The sequence below is a fragment of the Pseudomonas sp. H3(2019) genome (assembly GCF_007713465.1).
In the GTDB taxonomy this organism is placed as follows: Bacteria; Pseudomonadota; Gammaproteobacteria; order Pseudomonadales; family Pseudomonadaceae; genus Aquipseudomonas.
Window position 1 is genome coordinate 115835 of the sequence record NZ_VMSG01000005.1, and the last position, 15393, is coordinate 131227.

Annotated in this window: 12 protein-coding genes; 2 read left to right on the forward strand and 10 right to left on the reverse strand. The window is 59.3% G+C overall.

What is annotated here, in order from left to right:
* Positions 1–45: 45 nt before the first annotated feature.
* The 4 genes from FPT12_RS07395 to ppsA form a co-directional block, all read right to left on the reverse strand.
* Entirely contained in the window at positions 46–1041 is a 996-nt protein-coding gene (locus FPT12_RS07395) for a zinc transporter ZntB (RefSeq protein WP_145015348.1), read from the reverse strand.
* A 26-nt stretch (positions 1042–1067) separates the two neighbouring features.
* Entirely contained in the window at positions 1068–1559 is a 492-nt protein-coding gene (gene rraA / locus FPT12_RS07400; protein ID WP_145015350.1) for a ribonuclease E activity regulator RraA, read from the reverse strand.
* A gap of 187 nt (positions 1560–1746) precedes the next feature.
* Positions 1747–2736 carry an alpha/beta fold hydrolase gene (locus FPT12_RS07405; RefSeq protein WP_145015352.1) on the reverse strand — a complete coding sequence of 330 codons (990 nt, stop codon included), beginning with the start codon at positions 2734–2736 and terminating at the stop codon, positions 1747–1749.
* A gap of 94 nt (positions 2737–2830) precedes the next feature.
* Positions 2831–5206 (reverse strand): phosphoenolpyruvate synthase, encoded by a 2376-nt coding sequence (gene ppsA / locus FPT12_RS07410; RefSeq protein WP_145015354.1) that lies wholly within the window; start codon positions 5204–5206, stop codon positions 2831–2833.
* A 176-nt stretch (positions 5207–5382) separates the two neighbouring features.
* On the opposite strand from ppsA, the gene FPT12_RS07415 reads away from it, so the two are divergent.
* Positions 5383–6201, forward strand: coding sequence for a pyruvate, water dikinase regulatory protein (locus FPT12_RS07415; RefSeq protein ID WP_145015356.1), 819 nt, complete (start codon positions 5383–5385; stop codon positions 6199–6201).
* Between the two features lie 20 nt (positions 6202–6221).
* Here FPT12_RS07415 and prpD read toward each other — a convergent pair whose 3' ends face one another.
* The 6 genes from prpD to FPT12_RS07450 form a co-directional block, all read right to left on the reverse strand.
* Entirely contained in the window at positions 6222–7706 is a 1485-nt protein-coding gene (gene prpD / locus FPT12_RS07420) for a 2-methylcitrate dehydratase (RefSeq protein WP_145015358.1), read from the reverse strand.
* A gap of 24 nt (positions 7707–7730) precedes the next feature.
* Positions 7731–8921: a 2-methylaconitate cis-trans isomerase PrpF gene (prpF, locus tag FPT12_RS07425; RefSeq protein WP_145015360.1), complete on the reverse strand. Its 1191-nt coding sequence runs from the start codon at positions 8919–8921 to the stop codon at positions 7731–7733.
* Positions 8922–8975: 54 nt separating this feature from the next.
* Positions 8976–11570, reverse strand: a complete 2595-nt coding sequence (gene acnD / locus FPT12_RS07430; protein WP_145015362.1) for a Fe/S-dependent 2-methylisocitrate dehydratase AcnD — start codon at positions 11568–11570, stop codon at positions 8976–8978.
* Between the two features lie 204 nt (positions 11571–11774).
* The gene (prpC, locus tag FPT12_RS07440) at positions 11775–12902 is read right to left on the reverse strand and encodes a 2-methylcitrate synthase (protein ID WP_145015366.1); all 1128 of its coding nucleotides are present in this window, start codon (positions 12900–12902) and stop codon (positions 11775–11777) included.
* 67 nt (positions 12903–12969) lie between these two features.
* Positions 12970–13863 carry a methylisocitrate lyase gene (gene prpB, locus FPT12_RS07445; RefSeq protein ID WP_145015368.1) on the reverse strand — a complete coding sequence of 298 codons (894 nt, stop codon included), beginning with the start codon at positions 13861–13863 and terminating at the stop codon, positions 12970–12972.
* Positions 13860–14582 carry a GntR family transcriptional regulator gene (locus FPT12_RS07450; protein WP_145015370.1) on the reverse strand — a complete coding sequence of 241 codons (723 nt, stop codon included), beginning with the start codon at positions 14580–14582 and terminating at the stop codon, positions 13860–13862. The genes prpB and FPT12_RS07450 overlap by 4 nt, the downstream gene beginning before the upstream one ends.
* A gap of 270 nt (positions 14583–14852) precedes the next feature.
* Here FPT12_RS07450 and FPT12_RS07455 point away from each other — a divergent pair, with 270 nt between their 5' ends.
* The gene (locus FPT12_RS07455) at positions 14853–15392 is read left to right on the forward strand and encodes an ATP-dependent zinc protease (RefSeq protein WP_145015373.1); all 540 of its coding nucleotides are present in this window, start codon (positions 14853–14855) and stop codon (positions 15390–15392) included.
* Position 15393 lies beyond the last annotated feature (1 nt).

Sequence of the window (15393 nt, forward strand, 5' to 3'; positions counted from 1 at the left end):
CAGTGAAAGACGCGATCAAAATTCTTCGGGTCACATGGCTCTCCCTCATACCCAGCGCAAACGCCGGAACAACCACCACTGCCCCACCCCTACTGTCACCATCATCAGGCAGGCAATCACGAAGCCATAAGGGTTTCCGGAAAAAGGAACTCCACCGACGTTTATCCCGAGCAAACCGGTCAGAAAACTCATCGGCAAGAAGATCCCGGTGATGATCCCGAAGCGGTACATGATGCGATTCATGTGCACGTTCAAACGCCGGTCTTCGGTCTCAAGCACCAGCCCCACGCGCTCCCGGGTCAATTCCAGCTCTTCCAGGTAACGCGTCAGACTGTTGTTCAATTCGTTCCAGTAGTCGCCGTCATCGTCGACAAACCATGGCAGTTTTATCCGCGTCAATTGGCCGAAGATATCCCGCTGCGGAGCAAGGAAGCGCTTCAGTCCTGCCGCTCGCCGACGGATCTGCACAATGGAGCCATGTTCCGGAGTATACCGTTCGTCGGCATCCAGCTTTTCTTCTTCATCATCGACGATTTCGGAGAGATCGCTGACCAGATCCTGCACCTTATGGGTGAGGTACTGAGCCAGATAAAGGACCAGTTCGGAGGTGGTTTTCGGACCCTTGCCCTCATTCAGTTGCACCAGCAACTCATCGGTGGCGCGCAACGGGCGTAAACGCAGGGAAATGACCCGCTGAGCAGCAGCGAAGATGCGCACCGACACCATGTCTTCAGGCTCGGCCCCCGGGTTGAGGTTGATTCCGCGCAAAAACAGCAACAGTTCGGAGTCCGGCAGCGCCAACAGGCGCGGCCGGGTGTTCTCCTCGAGCAGCAGGTCACAGCTGAACTCACTCAGACCGCTGGATTTACGCAACCAGGTCTGAGTTTGCGGGTGACTACGATCCCAGTGCAGCCAAAGGCTTTCATGGGGCTGCAGTTGCAGGTTATCCAGTTCAGTCCGGGCAAGCCAACGCGCACCGCCTTTACCATCCAGCACCAGAGCATGCACCAGCCCCCACTGCGCGTTTTCTTCCTCGAACATCCTCACCCCTGGCATGAATCAGTTATTTATTCCGGCATTTTCAACGGACTCGGCGAGATGATCACGCCGTTATTATCCGCGTAGATGTATTCACCCGGACGGAAAGTCACGCCGGCGAAGGTTACCGCAACGTTCAGATCACCGAGGCCACGCCTGTCGGTTTTCATCGGGTGGCTGGCCAGCGCCTGCACGCCCAGGTCGGTTTGCGCGATAACGTCGACATCACGAATGCAGCCGTAGATGACTAGCCCTTCCCAACCGTTTTTCGCGGCTTTCTCGGCGATCAAGTCGCCCAGCAATGCTCGGCGCAGCGAACCACCACCATCGACCACCAGCACCTTGCCATTCCCTTTGAGCTCGGCCTGCTCCTTCACCCGCGAGTTGTCTTCGAAGCACTTGATGGTAACGATTTCGCCGCCAAAGGAATCACGGCCGCCAAAGTTGCTGAACATCGGCTCCAGCACCTGCACCAGTTCCGGGTAGGCATCACACAGGTCGGGAGTAAGGTAATGGTTCATCGAGAAACTCCTGTAAGAGAAAGAACAGATCGTGGACTGTCGAAAATCGCAGGGGTTACGGTATTGAACGGGAAGAGGTACGAACATAAGGTCGACTCAACAACCGTTTGTGACCAGAACAGCTCAATGCGTCATATCTTAGCCGTTCGCTGATCGGAGCGAAACGCTCTTGTCAGAGCATTCGTACTCAGACTGCTGTCGCCAAACTCGACTTGTCAGCCAATAACGGCGCCTGCGGGTCTGTCAGCCAGCGCTGCACCAACGGCCAGACTTCGGCCTGTGCGGCTTTGCTGACAAGCATTTCAACATGCCCGAAATTGTCCGAAAAACCCTGCTCGCGCCCCAGACAGATGAACTGTTTGTGCTCGGAACCGATCTGATCGAACAGCTTGCGACACGCCCAATCCGGGTCCTGATGATCGCTGGTCGCGCTGACGCCCAGGACCGGCACCTGAACCTCGGCCAGCCCGGCCCACCAGTCTTTCTCGGCATCGCCGAAGCGCCCGAACAAGCCGTACCAGCGCATGCCCTCCAGGGCCAGGCCTATCGGTTCGTCCTCCGGACCACGCTTGAGGCGAGAGCCCGAAATTTGCGCGAAACGCTTCAGGATAAACCGCCCGCTCCACTCCACCGGGGGAAATTTCAGCGGCCAATAAGTGCGACTGACCTGCGTACCAAAAAATGCCGCAGAGGCCACGGCAGGCGCCCCCAGGTACTGACCACCCAGCGCTGCCGCCAGGGTGATGCCACCCAGTGAATGACCAATCCAGTGCGGAACCTGAGCGCTTTGCTCACGAACGAACGCAGCAATCGCCGGCAGATCGTAACGAGCGTAGTCGGCAACGCGGTTCTTTCGATAGTTCTGGTTGCGCTGGGACAAGCCGTGACCGCGCATTTCCGGGATCCACACATCAAAACCGGCGCGTGCCAGAAAAGCGCCCAGACCAAGGCCTTTGGGAGAAAACCAGAAACGCCGATTGGAAAAACTGCCGTGAAGCAAAATCACCGGAACGCCGCGCACGGAGGGCTCATCGGCGATGCCCAGGCGGGTGACGGCCAGTTCGACGGTGCCGTCCGGACTGTTGCCGGGTTTCAAACGATAAACGTCCTCGCTCAGATCGCCGCGACGCTCGGCGCTGATCAAGGCGACAGGAAATAGGTTGCTGCTGCTTTGCATAATGCTCTTGCACAAAAAAGGGCGGCATCCAGATAGATGCCCCCCTACTTTAACTCTAAAGGGCCGATCACCGATCGGTCCTTCACTCAACGACTCAGACCGCAGCCTGACCTTCAGCCAGGAAGAACCAGGTTTCCAGTACGGAATCGGGGTTCAACGAAACGCTTTCGATACCCTGCTCCATCAGCCACTTGGCCAGGTCTGGGTGGTCGGAAGGGCCCTGGCCGCAAATACCGATGTATTTGCCAGCCTTGTTACAGGCCTGAATTGCGTTGGACAGCAGCTTCTTGACCGCTGGATTACGCTCGTCGAACAGATGCGCGATGATCCCGGAGTCACGGTCCAGGCCCAGGGTCAACTGGGTCAGGTCGTTGGAGCCGATGGAGAAACCGTCGAAGAATTCGAGGAACTCTTCAGCCAGGATCGCGTTGGAAGGCAGTTCGCACATCATGATGACGCGCAGACCGTTTTCGCCACGGGCCAGGCCGTTCTCGGCCAACAGCTCCACGACCTGGCTGGCTTCGCCCAGGGTACGGACGAACGGCACCATGATTTCGACGTTGGTCAGGCCCATCTCGTTGCGCACGCGTTTCAGCGCTCGGCATTCGAGTTCGAAGCAGTCACGGAACGACTCGCTGATGTAACGCGAGGCGCCACGGAAGCCCAGCATCGGGTTTTCTTCTTCCGGCTCGTAGAGCTTGCCGCCGATCAGGTTCGCGTATTCGTTGGACTTGAAGTCCGACAGACGCACGATGACCTTTTTCGGCCAGAACGCAGCGGCCAGGGTGCTGATGCCCTCGACCAGCTTCTCGACGTAGAAGCCGACCGGATCGTTGTAACCGGCAATGCGCTTGTCGACGCTTTCCTTGATTTCCGATGGCAGGCCGTCGTAGTTCAGCAGTGCTTTAGGGTGCACGCCGATCATGCGGTTGATGATGAACTCCAGACGGGCCAGGCCCACACCGGCGTTCGGCAACTGCGCGAAATCGAAGGCGCGATCCGGGTTACCGACGTTCATCATGATTTTGAACGGCAGTTCCGGCATGGCGTCGACGGAGTTTTTCTTGATGTCGAAGCCCAGCTCGCCTTCGAAGATGAAACCGGTATCGCCTTCCGCGCAGGAAACCGTCACGCCCTGGCCGTCTTTCAACAGCTGAGTGGCGTTACCGCAACCCACGACGGCCGGGATCCCCAGTTCACGCGCAATGATCGCCGCGTGGCAGGTACGGCCGCCACGGTTGGTGACGATGGCGCTGGCGCGCTTCATGACCGGTTCCCAGTCCGGGTCGGTCATGTCGGAAACCAGAACGTCGCCCGGCTGGACTTTGTCCATCTCGGAAACGTCTTTGATGATGCGGACTTTACCGGCGCCGATGCGCTGACCGATGGCGCGACCTTCCACCAGCACGGTGCCGGTTTCTTTCAGCAGGTAACGCTCCATGACGTTGGCGTGGGTGCGGCTTTTCACGGTTTCAGGGCGAGCCTGAACGATGTACAGCTTGCCGTCGTCACCGTCTTTGGCCCATTCGATGTCCATCGGGCACTTGTAGTGCTTCTCGATGATCATCGCCTGCTTGGCCAGTTCGCTGACTTCAGCATCGGTCAGGCAGAAACGTGCGCGCTCGGCCTTGTCGACATCGACAGTCTTGACCGAACGACCGGCCTTGGCTTCGTCGCCGTAGATCATCTTGATGGCTTTGCTGCCCAGATTGCGGCGCAGGATCGCCGGACGCCCGGCTGCCAGCGTGCCTTTGTGGACGTAGAACTCATCCGGGTTCACTGCGCCCTGTACGACGGTTTCGCCCAGGCCGTAGGCGCCGGTGATAAACACCACGTCACGGAAGCCGGATTCGGTATCGAGGGTGAACATTACGCCAGCAGTGCCGGTTTCCGAACGGACCATGCGCTGCACGCCAGCCGACAGGGCAACCAGTTTGTGGTCGAAACCCTGGTGCACACGGTAGGAAATGGCACGGTCGTTGAACAGGGAAGCAAAGACTTCCTTGGCAGCACGAATGACGTTTTCGACGCCGCGGATGTTCAGGAAGGTTTCCTGCTGACCGGCGAAGGAAGCGTCCGGCAAGTCTTCGGCCGTTGCCGAGGAGCGCACGGCCACGGCCATGTCCGGGTTACCGGCTGACAGCGTGGCGAACGCGGTGCGGATTTCGGTGTTGAGCTTCTCCGGGAACTCGGCTTCCATGATCCATTGACGGATTTGCGCACCGGTTTTCGCCAGGGCGTTCACGTCGTCGACGTCCAGCGCGTCGAGGGCTGCGTGGATCTGGTCGTTCAAACCACTTAATTCGAGAAAATCACGATAAGCCTGAGCCGTCGTGGCGAAGCCACCCGGGACCGATACACCGGCACCTGCAAGATTACTGATCATCTCGCCCAGGGATGCGTTCTTGCCCCCCACATGCTCTACATCATGGACGCCGAGCTTATCGAGGGAAACTACGTACTCTACCAAGGTGATCTCTCCACTAACTGTGTTGGAAAAGCTCAGGGCGCCGGCAGCTCATCAGGAGCATTTGCCAGCAATATGGCCTGGACCTGGAAAATAAGTGAGAATGCGGGCCAATCCAGGCCGACAAACCGCGCCTATCATATCCAAGAATCGTCACCAGCTTAAGGCCCAAGGCGCAAATGAAACGATCTGCTTTCTTTATCTCCGATGGCACCGGCATTACAGCCGAAACCCTGGGTCAAAGCCTGTTGGCGCAGTTCGAAAACATTACCTTCAGCAAAGTCATACGACCGTACATCGACAACGTGGACAAAGCGCGGGCGATGGTACAACAAATCAACCTGGCCGCCGAAAAGGACGGATTTCGTCCGATCATCTTCGACACGATCGTCAACCAGGATATTCGTGAGATCCTCGCGACCTCCAATGGTTTCATGATCGACATTTTCTCGACCTTCCTCGCGCCGCTCGAGCAGGAGTTGAGCGAACACTCGTCGTATTCGGTCGGCAAGTCCCATTCGATTGGCCACAATTCCAATTACATGGAGCGTATCGAGGCAGTGAACTTCGCCCTCGACAACGACGACGGCGCCCGCACCCACTATTACGACAAGGCTGACCTGATCCTGGTCGGCGTGTCGCGCTGCGGCAAAACCCCGACCTGTCTGTACATGGCCATGCAATTCGGTATTCGCGCGGCCAACTACCCGTTGACCGAAGACGACATGGAGCGCCTGCAACTGCCAACGGCATTGCGTGCCCACAAACACAAGCTGTTTGGCCTGACCATCGATCCGGACCGCCTCACCGCGATCCGCAACGAACGCAAGCCCAATAGCCGCTACTCGAGCTACGCCCAGTGCGAGTTCGAAGTGCGTGAAGTCGAAAACCTGTTCCGCCGCGAGAACATCGCACACATCAACTCCACGCATTTTTCCGTGGAAGAGATTTCGGCGAAGATCCTGGTGGAAAAAGGCGTCGAGCGGCGCTTCAAGTAGGAGCTGCCGCGGGTTCGGCTTCAGATCACGAAGAGGTCCATGAAACGGTTAACCGGCGTAGCCTCGAGTTTTGCCTGATCCTGGCACAAGGCAAAGATCTGCGCCGAACGTTGCGCAGTGAATCGGGTTGCCAGATTGGCCTTGAACTTGTCCTCCAGCAAGGGAATGCCCTCGGCGCGGCGACGACGATGACCAATCGGGTATTCGACCACGACTTGCTCGGTACTTGAGCCGTCCTTGAAGAACACTTGCAAGGCGTTGGCAATAGAGCGCTTGTCGGCCTCCAGGTATTCGCGGGTGTAGCGCGGCTCTTCGACAATGACCATCTTCTCGCGCAGCTCGTCGATGATCGGGTGCGCGGCGTGGAACTCGTCTTCGTACTGTTCAGCCACCAGAGTGCCAAAGGCCAGCGGCACGGCGGTCATGTACTGGATGCAGTGGTCGCGGTCTGCGGCATTGGCCAGTTGGCCGACCTTGGAAATGATACGAATCGCCGACTCGTGAGTGGTGATAACGATCTTGTCGATTTCATCCAGACGATCGCTCACCTGCGGGTGCAGGGTCACCGCCGCTTCGCAAGCGGTTTGCGCGTGAAACTCGGCCGGAAAACTGATCTTGAACAGTACGTTTTCCATCACGTAGGTGCCGTACTTCTGCGAGAGGCTGAACGTACGTTTATCGGCGGGCTTGAGCGCCAGGTCCTTGTTGGTGTGGCTGAACAGCACGTCGTAGAAACCCCACTGCGGCGCTGTCAACACACCCGGAATACCCATCTCGCCACGCATGGCGATGTCCGCCAACCGTACGCCACGACTGGAGGCGTCGCCCGCCGCCCAGGACTTGCGCGAACCGGCGTTCGGCGCGTGACGATAAGTACGCAATGCCTGGCCATCGACAAACGCGTGGGACAGCGCCGCCAGCAGTTGCTCGCGATTGGCGCCCATCAGTTTCGCGGTCACCGCCGTCGAGGCGACTTTGACCAGCAGCACATGGTCCAGACCGACCCGGTTGAAGGAGTTCTCCAGGGCAATCACACCCTGGATCTCGTGGGCCATGATCATCGCGTCCAGCACCGCTCGCATGGTCAGCGGCGCATCGCCATTGGCCAGGCGCTTCTGCGACAGGTGATCGGCAACCGCGAGGATCCCGCCGAGGTTGTCAGACGGATGCCCCCACTCGGCAGCCAGCCAGGTGTCGTTGTAATCGAGCCAGCGGACGATACAGCCGATGTCCCACGCCGCTTTCACCGGATCGAGACGAAAGCGGGTACCGGGAACACGTGCGCCAAAGGGCACGACCGTGCCTTCAACGATAGGGCCCAGATGTTTGGTGCATTCGGGAAAGCGCAGGGCCAGCAGGCCGCAACCGAGGGTGTCCATCAGGCAATTGCGGGCGGTGTCCAACGCCTCTTTGGACACGACCTTGAAATCGAAAACGTAATCGGCAATGTCCTGCAGGACCTTGTCGTAGTCGGGGCGAATGTTCAGGTCGACGTTGGCGCTCATGTTCGACTCCCTACGATGTACGTGTCAGAAAGAATCACCCGGCACGCGCACCCAGCCTTCCATCAACACCCGCGCACTGCGGCTCATGATGGCTTTGGTCACGGTCCATTCGCCATCGACCAGATTGGCCTCGGCGCCAACGCGCAAGGTGCCAGACGGATGGCCGAAGCGCACCGCGTTGCGTGGAATACCACCCGCCGCGAGGTTGACCAGCGTGCCGTCAATCGCTGCTGCGGTGCCAATCGCTACGGCAGCGGTGCCCATCATCGCGTGGTGCAACTTGCCCATGGACAGTGCCCGGACCAACAGGTCGACATCGCCTGCCGCCACCGGCTTACCGCTGGATGCGAGGTAATCGGCAGGCCGTGCGACGAACGCCACCTTGGGGGTGTGCTGACGCTTGGCGGCGTCGTCAAGATTCAGGATCAGCCCCATGCGCAGTGCGCCATGTGCACGAATGGTCTCGAACATCGCCAGCGCTTTCGGGTCGCCGTTGATATCGCCCTGCAACTCGGTGCCGGTGTAGCCGATGGCTTCGGCGTTAACGAAAATGGTCGGAATGCCGGCGTTGATCATGGTCACCTTGAGGGTGCCGACACCGGGCACTTCCAGGTCATCGACCAGATTGCCGGTGGGAAACATCGAGCCGCCTGCACCCTCCTCCTCGGCCGCCGGATTCATGAACTCGAGCTGCACCTCAGCGGCCGGAAAGGTCACGCCATCGAGTTCGAAATCACCGGTTTCCTGCACCGCGCCGTCAGTGATCGGCACGTGGGCGATGATGGTCTTGCCGATATTGGCCTGCCAGATGCGCACCACCGCGATGCCGTTGCGTGGAACGCGACTGGCCTCGACCAGACCGCTGCTGATGGCGAACGAACCGACCGCCGCCGAGAGGTTGCCGCAGTTGCCACTCCAGTCGACAAAAGGCTTGTCGATGGAAACCTGACCGAACAGGTAATCAACGTCGTGATCGGCCTTGATGCTCTTGGACACGATCACCGTTTTGCTGGTGCTGGAAGTCGCCCCACCCATGCCGTCGATTTGCTTTTCATACGGGTCAGGGCTGCCGATCACTCGCAACAACAGCGCATCGCGGGACGGGCCCGGCACCTGCGCCGATTCAGGCAGGTCTTGCAGGCTGAAGAACACGCCTTTGCTGGTGCCGCCACGCATATAGGTGGCAGGGATCTTGATCTGAGGTACGTGGGCCATAATGTTCCTTATGCGCCGGAGCAGGACGTCACCGCCCTGCCCTGGCAAGTCGCGTTAGACAGCAACAGCCGATTCAAGGAAGTCCTGGGCGAAACGCTGCAACACGCCGCCGGCTTCGTAGATCGAGACTTCTTCAGCAGTATCGAGACGGCAAGTCACCGGCACCGACACCTGCTCACCGTTCTTGCGGGTAATGACCAGGGTCAGCGTGGCCCGCGGCGTGCGCTCGCCGATCACATCGAAAGTTTCAGTGCCGTCGATGCCCAGCGTCTTGCGGTCGGTGCCCGGCTTGAACTCCAGCGGCAACACGCCCATGCCCACCAGGTTGGTGCGGTGGATGCGTTCGAAACCTTCGGCAGCGATGGCTTCGACACCGGCCAGACGCACACCCTTGGCGGCCCAGTCGCGGGACGAACCCTGACCGTAGTCGGCGCCGGCGATGATGATCAGCGGCTGCTTGCGCTCCATGTAGGTTTCGATGGCTTCCCACATGCGCATGACCTGGCCTTCCGGCTCGACACGCGCCAGCGAACCCTGCTTGACCTTGCCATTCTCCTGAACCATTTCGTTGAACAGTTTCGGATTGGCGAAAGTCGCGCGTTGCGCAGTCAAGTGGTCACCGCGGTGTGTCGCGTAGGAGTTGAAGTCCTCTTCCGGCAAGCCCATTTTCGCCAGGTATTCGCCAGCGGCGCTGTCGAGCATGATGGCGTTGGACGGCGACAGGTGATCGGTGGTGATGTTGTCCGGCAGCACTGCCAGCGGGCGCATGCCCTTGAGCGGACGTGCCCCGGCCAGTGCACCTTCCCAGTACGGCGGACGACGGATGTAGGTGCTCATCTCACGCCAGTCGTACAACGGTTTGACTTTCGGGCCGGTGTCTTCGTGGATGGCGAACATCGGGATGTAGACCTGACGGAACTGCTCCGGCTTGACCGATGCCTTGACCACTGCGTCGATCTCTTCGTCGCTCGGCCAGATGTCCTTGAGGCGGATTTCCTTGCCGTCAGCCGTCAGGCCCAACACGTCTTTTTCGATGTCGAAACGGATGGTCCCGGCAATCGCATACGCCACCACCAACGGCGGCGACGCAAGGAACGCCTGCTTGGCGTATGGGTGAATCCGGCCGTCGAAGTTGCGGTTACCCGACAACACGGCGGTGGCGTACAGATCGCGATCGATGATTTCTTGCTGGATCACCGGATCCAGCGCACCGGACATACCGTTGCAGGTGGTGCAGGCAAATGCCACCACGCCGAAACCGAGTTGCTCCAGTTCAGAAGTCAGGCCGGCTTCATCGAGGTACAACGCCACGGTTTTCGAACCCGGCGCGAGGGACGATTTGACCCATGGTTTGCGGGTCAGCCCGAGTTTGTTGGCATTGCGCGCCAGCAGGCCGGCGGCGATGACGTTGCGCGGGTTGCTGGTGTTGGTGCAACTGGTGATGGCGGCAATGATCACCGCGCCGTCCGGCATTTGGCCGGGCACATCGTCCCACTGGCCGGAGATGCCCTGGGCCGCGAGATCAGACGTAGCGACACGGGCGTGAGGATTGCTCGGCCCCGCCATGTTGCGCACCACCGAAGACAGGTCGAAGGTCAAGCCGCGCTCGTATTGCGCGCCCTTCAGGCTATCGGCCCACAGGCCTGTGGTCTTGGCGTAATTTTCGACCAACTGCACCTGCTCGTCTTCGCGGCCGGTGAGTTTCAGGTAGTCGATGGTCTGCTGGTCGATGTAGAACATCGCCGCGGTGGCGCCGTATTCCGGAGCCATGTTGGAAATGGTTGCACGGTCGCCGAGGGTCAGCGCGGAGGCACCTTCACCGAAGAACTCCAGCCAGGCTCCAACGACTTTTTGCTTGCGCAGGAACTCAGTCAGCGCCAGCACCATGTCGGTGGCAGTGATGCCCGGTTGCAGCTTGCCGGTCAGTTCAACGCCGACGCTTTCCGGCAGACGCATCCAGGAGGCCCGGCCGAGCATCACGCTTTCCGCTTCCAGACCGCCAACACCGATGGCGATCACGCCCAGGGCATCGACATGCGGGGTGTGACTGTCGGTGCCGACGCAGGTATCCGGGAAGGCCACGCCATCACGCACCTGGATCACCGGCGACATTTTCTCCAGGTTGATCTGGTGCATGATGCCGTTGCCTGGCGGAATCACGTCGACGTTCTTGAAGGCCTTCTTGGTCCAGTTGATGAAGTGGAAACGGTCTTCATTACGACGGTCTTCGATGGCGCGGTTCTTTTCGAACGCTTCCGGATCGAAGCCACCGCGCTCGACGGCCAGGGAGTGGTCGACGATCAATTGCGTCGGTACCACTGGGTTCACTTGCGCGGGATCACCACCTTGCAGGGCAATGGCATCACGCAGGCCTGCGAGGTCGACCAGGGCGGTCTGGCCAAGAATGTCGTGGCACACCACGCGGGCCGGGAACCATGGAAAATCGAGGTCACGCTTGCGTTCGATGAACTGTTTCAGGGATTCGGTGAGCGTGGCCGGGTCACAGCGGCGCACCAGGTTTTCCGCCAGTACGCGAGAGGTGTACGGCAGGGTGTCATAGGCGCCGGGCTGGATGGCCTCGACTGCCGCACGGGTGTCGAAGTAATCCAGATGGCTGCCGGGCAGCGATTTGCGGAAATCTGTGTTCATCGTCAGGACTCGGTCACGGTGATTGCAAAAAGTGGGGCCTGGCACCGGATTTGAAGTAACACCCAACCACTGTGGGAGCGAGCCTGCTCGCGATAGCGATGCAACTGGCGACATCAATGTCGAATGTCAGTCCGTCATCGCGAGCAGGCTCGCTCCCACAGGGTTCTACGTCGTTCCAAAAATCGGCGGTCAGGCCTCCAGCATTCAGCGTTGTTCGATTGGCACGAACTTGCGCTGTTCGACGCCGACGTACTCGGCGCTCGGGCGGATGATGCGATTATTGGCACGCTGTTCGAACACATGCGCCGCCCAGCCGGTCAGGCGCGAGCAGACGAAAATCGGCGTGAACAGCTTGGTCGGAATGCCCATGAAGTGGTACGCCGAGGCATGGTAGAAGTCGGCGTTGGGGAACAGTTTCTTCTGCTCCCACATGGTCTTGTCGATGGCTTCGGAAACCGCGAACAACACGGTGTCACCGACTTCGTCAGAGAGTTTTTTCGACCAGCCCTTGATCACTTCATTACGCGGATCGTTGTCTTTGTAGATCGCGTGACCAAAACCCATGATCTTGTCTTTGCGCGCAAGCATGTCGAGGGTGCCTTTGATCGCCTCTTGCGGCGACGCGAAGCGCTCGATCATTTCCATCGCCGCTTCGTTGGCCCCGCCATGCAGCGGGCCGCGCAGGGAACCGATGGCTGCGGTAACGCAGGAGAACAGGTCGGACAACGTCGATGCGCAAACGCGGGCGGTGAAGGTCGACGCGTTGAACTCGTGTTCCGCATAAAGGATCAGCGAAACGTTCATCACCTTGACGTGCAACTCGCTCGGTTTCTTGTCATGCAGCAGGTGCAGGAAGTGGCCACCAATCGACTCTTCATCGGTCACGCAGTTGATGCGTTTGCCGTCATGGCTGAAGCGATACCAGTAGCACATGATCGCCGGGAACGCGGCCAGCAGCCGGTCGGTTTTGTCGTGTTGCTCGGAGAAGTCATGCTCCGGTTCAAGGTTGCCAAGGAACGAGCAACCAGTGCGCATCACGTCCATCGGATGGGCGTCGGCCGGGATGCGTTCGAGCACTTCCTTCAGGGCTTGCGGCAGGTCACGCAGCTTGCTCAGTTTGCTGATGTAGGCCGCCAGTTGCGCCTTGTTCGGCAGTTCGCCGTACAGCAGCATGTACGCCACTTCTTCGAAATGCGCTTGTGCCGCCAGTTCGCGAACGTCATAGCCGCGATAGGTCAGGCCTGCGCCCTCTTGGCCCACGGTGGACAATGCGGTTTGCCCGGCCACCTGGCCACGCAGCCCGGCGCCACTCAATACTTTTGCTTCGGCCATTGCTGTCTCCAATCTTGAATTTGTTAGGGAATCTGCAACATCTGAACGATGAATCGAGTATTGCCGATCAACCCTTTTTCTGGGCAAACAACGCATCGAGCTTCTGCTCGAAGGTGTGGTAATCGATGCGATCGTAAAGCTCCATGCGGGTCTGCATGGTGTCGATAACGTTCTGTTGCGTACCGTCGCGACGGATCGCGGTGTAGACGTTTTCCGCCGCTTTGTTCATCGCGCGAAAGGCCGACAGCGGGTACAGCACCAGCGACACATCAGCGGCTTTCAGTTGCTCGGTGGTGTACAGCGGCGTGGCACCGAACTCGGTGATGTTGGCCAGGATCGGCGCTTTGACGCGGCTGGCGAACAGTTTGTACATGTCCAGTTCAGTGATGGCTTCCGGAAACACCATGTCGGCGCCGGCTTCGATGCACGCCGCAGCGCGATCCAGTGCCGACTCCAGACCTTCCACCGCCAGGGCGTCGGTGCGGGCCATGATCACGAAGCTGTCATCGGTGCGCGCATCGACTGCCGCCTTGATCCGGTCGACCATTTCCTGCTGGGAAACGATCTCTTTATTCGGGCGGTGACCGCAGCGCTTGGCGCCGACCTGGTCTTCGATGTGAATCGCTGCCGCGCCGAACTTGATCATCGACTTCACGGTGCGCGCGACATTGAACGCCGAGGAACCAAAACCGGTGTCCACATCCACCAACAGCGGCAGGTCGCAGACGTCGGTGATCCGGCGTACGTCGGTCAACACGTCATCGAGCCCGGTAATCCCCAGGTCCGGCACACCGAGAGAACCGGCAGCGACCCCGCCACCGGACAGATAGATAGCCTTGAAACCGGCGCGCTTGGCCAGCAGCGCATGGTTGGCGTTGATCGTGCCGACCACTTGCAAAGGCTGCTCGCTGGCAACCGCATCGCGGAAACGCTGGCCTGGTGTGCTCTTGTTCGAACTCATGACTCACCTCGTGGAGTGGCTGTCTGATGGGCACCGTCCTGATAGTGACGGGCAATATTGCGTTTTGAAGCGCCGATGTGACGACGCATCAACAACTCGGCCAATTCACCGTCACGGTCGGCGATGGCATCGAGAATCCGGTGGTGCTCGGCAAACGCCTGACGCGGCCGATTGGGCGTGGCGGAAAACTGGATGCGGTACATGCGCACCAGTTGATACAGCTCGCCGCAGAGCATTTGCGTCAGCGTGCGGTTGCCGCTGCCTTGAATGATTCGGTAGTGAAAGTCGAAATCGCCTTCCTGCTGGTAGTAGCCAACACCGGCCTGAAACGCCGCATCGCGCTCGTGGGTTTCCAGCACCTGACGCAACTCGTCGATTTCTTCGGCGGTCATGCGCTCGGCAGCCAGACGACAGGCCATGCCTTCCAGCGACTCGCGAATTTCGTAGAGTTCAAGCAGTTCGGCGTGGCTCAGCGACACCACCCTGGCCCCTACGTGCGGGACGCGGACCAGCAGGCGCTGACCTTCGAGACGATGGATCGCCTCACGCAACGGCCCACGACTGATGCCGTAAGTGCGCGCCAGTTCAGGCTCGGAAATCTTGCTGCCCGGGGCGATCTCGCCTTTGACGATGGCCGCCTGAATGCGTCGGAAGACGTTTTCGGAAAGGGTTTCCGAATCGTCTGACGCCATCACCGGGGGATCAAGTTGATCCAGCATATTGTCGACACCTCACAAACCAATGCGCCAAAAACTAACCAATACCGCGCAATCAGTCAAAGGAAAAAGAGCTATTGTCGACAATCGTCTAATAAACGCCTTAAGTAAAACCTAAGTAAAGGACTGACCCGCGGCTGGCGCCATAAAACCACCGTGCTAGAATGCCGCCCGCATTTGTCTGTCATCTTTTTATGGCAGGCACTAGAAGGAGCTTGTGCAGCAATGCCAGTCGCCTTGAACTGAAGAACGGACGGCACCGCGCCAGGATCTATGAGACTCAAGCCCTTCACCCTGTTGATCTGTCTACTCCTCTGCCTGCCAGGTCTCGCTATCGCGGGTGAAAAGACTGTGTACGGTCTCAACGAATACGCGCAGTTGGCAGGAATCGACCTGGAAGTCGCGGCCAAACTCGACACCGGGGCCAAAACCGCCTCCCTCAGTGCCCGTGATATCAAGCGCTTCAAACGCAATGGCGAATCGTGGGTGCGCTTTTATCTGGCCATCGACACCGCCCACTCGCACCCGATCGAGCGCCCCTTGGCACGCGTCAGCAAAATCAAACGCCGCGCTGGCGACTTCGATCCCGAGGAAGGCAAGCAGTACACCGCTCGCCCGGTGATCGAGCTGGATATCTGCATGGGCACGGCGTTGCGCAGCATAGAAGTTAACCTGACCGACCGAAGTGCATTCCAGTACCCGCTCTTGATCGGTTCCGAAGCCTTGAAACGCTTTGATGCGCTGGTCGACCCGAGTCTTAAATACGCTGCTGGCAAACCCGCCTGCGCCGTCGACGCTCATACCGCAGAGTAAT

Bases quoted from the DNA above. Each gene is read 5' to 3' on its own strand.
- FPT12_RS07395 (WP_145015348.1), bottom strand. From the start codon at position 1,041: ATGTTCGAGGAAGAAAACGCGCAGTGGGGGCTGGTGCATGCTCTGGTG.
- rraA (WP_145015350.1), bottom strand. From the start codon at position 1,559: ATGAACCATTACCTTACTCCCGACCTGTGTGATGCCTACCCGGAACTG.
- FPT12_RS07405 (WP_145015352.1), bottom strand. From the start codon at position 2,736: ATGCAAAGCAGCAGCAACCTATTTCCTGTCGCCTTGATCAGCGCCGAG.
- FPT12_RS07415 (WP_145015356.1), top strand. From the start codon at position 5,383: ATGAAACGATCTGCTTTCTTTATCTCCGATGGCACCGGCATTACAGCC.
- prpD (WP_145015358.1), bottom strand. From the start codon at position 7,706: ATGAGCGCCAACGTCGACCTGAACATTCGCCCCGACTACGACAAGGTC.
- prpF (WP_145015360.1), bottom strand. From the start codon at position 8,921: ATGGCCCACGTACCTCAGATCAAGATCCCTGCCACCTATATGCGTGGC.
- acnD (WP_145015362.1), bottom strand. From the start codon at position 11,570: ATGAACACAGATTTCCGCAAATCGCTGCCCGGCAGCCATCTGGATTAC.
- prpC (WP_145015366.1), bottom strand. From the start codon at position 12,902: ATGGCCGAAGCAAAAGTATTGAGTGGCGCCGGGCTGCGTGGCCAGGTG.
- prpB (WP_145015368.1), bottom strand. From the start codon at position 13,863: ATGAGTTCGAACAAGAGCACACCAGGCCAGCGTTTCCGCGATGCGGTT.
- FPT12_RS07450 (WP_145015370.1), bottom strand. From the start codon at position 14,582: ATGCTGGATCAACTTGATCCCCCGGTGATGGCGTCAGACGATTCGGAA.
- FPT12_RS07455 (WP_145015373.1), top strand. From the start codon at position 14,853: ATGAGACTCAAGCCCTTCACCCTGTTGATCTGTCTACTCCTCTGCCTG.